General features: G+C 48.1%; 1 protein-coding gene. It reads left to right on the forward strand.

Annotation, left to right across the window (positions count from 1 at the left end; all coding sequences use genetic code 11):
• A partial coding sequence (locus VF724_RS21345) for a transposase (RefSeq protein WP_371756245.1) occupies window positions 1-469 on the forward strand: 469 nt, incomplete at its 5' end.
• Window positions 470-597 lie beyond the last annotated feature (128 nt).

Below are 597 nucleotides of genomic sequence, written 5' to 3' on the forward strand. Positions count from 1 at the left end.
TATTGAAGAATTAAATGATACTTGTTGGCAGACGGTCACATGGCGAGAAGGAACGAAAGGAATGCTGACCAAGCAATTTAGCTATATACGGGCGTATTGGGCATCCGGAGATCGTATCGGTTCCGAAATTTGGCTCATTGGTGAACGTCCGCTTCCTGATCACGAAGGTGAACACAAATGGTACGTCAGCTCCTTGCCGCTGGGAACCGCTTTGTCGGAATTGGCCAGCATTGCACATGAACGCTGGCACATTGAGCGTTTCTACCAAGATGCTAAAACGGAACTGGGATTGGACCATTACGAGGGGCGGAGTTGGGTAGGATTGCATCGCCATCTCACGCTCGTCATGCTTGCCTATACTTGGTTATTGTTGCAGGACAGCCAGGATACCTTACTAAATCTGAAGGCAGTAGACTGCCCAGTTATGACGACCAACTCCCCCTGCTTCCTCGACCGTCATTCGCCATAATTAGGTATGTCCGACGCCTCATACTTGAGCGTTTTCAATACACGCTGTTTGTTTGGTTTGTCCGAACCACCCAGTGTCGATGTTTGTTGAATGATGGGTAACCCTATTCTTTAAATGACAGAGTAGTA

This window comes from Ferviditalea candida (assembly GCF_035282765.1).
Classification (GTDB): domain Bacteria; phylum Bacillota; class Bacilli; order Paenibacillales; family KCTC-25726; genus Ferviditalea; species Ferviditalea candida.